This is a genomic window from Rhizobium ecuadorense (assembly GCF_001187535.1).
Classification (GTDB): domain Bacteria; phylum Pseudomonadota; class Alphaproteobacteria; order Rhizobiales; family Rhizobiaceae; genus Rhizobium; species Rhizobium ecuadorense.
On record NZ_LFIO01001734.1, the window covers coordinates 1 to 376 of the forward strand.

The 376-nt window shown below is 51.3% G+C and carries 1 protein-coding gene; it reads left to right on the forward strand.

The annotated features are described in order from the left end of the window. Nucleotides 1-116: 116 nt before the first annotated feature. The coding region (locus AF337_RS34605) for an aldehyde dehydrogenase family protein (RefSeq protein ID WP_152971329.1) at nucleotides 117-376 on the forward strand (260 nt) is incomplete at its 3' end.

Sequence of the window (376 nt, forward strand, 5' to 3'; positions counted from 1 at the left end):
GTTCAAGTTCGAGCATGATGGTTTCCTTCGATATACCTAGGCGACTTGAAGTGCCTGATTGACGCTAGGTGTACAAAGTATACTTGTGTTTCCGTCAACAATGATGGAGCATATTCATGCGCAACAATCTTCAATTCTATATCAACGGAGCCTGGGTACAGCCCAAAAGCACGGCCGTAATCGATGTTATCAACCCCGCGGACGAAGGCGTCGTTGGTCAAGTCGCGCTAGGCGATGCAAGTGACGTGGACGACGCGGTTTCAGCCGCGCGAAAGGCATTTGAAACGTATTCGCGCACCTCGATTGAGGAGCGAATTTCGCTCTTCGACCGGATTATAGCTGCCTACGACAAGCGAGTAAGCGACCTAGCCCTCGC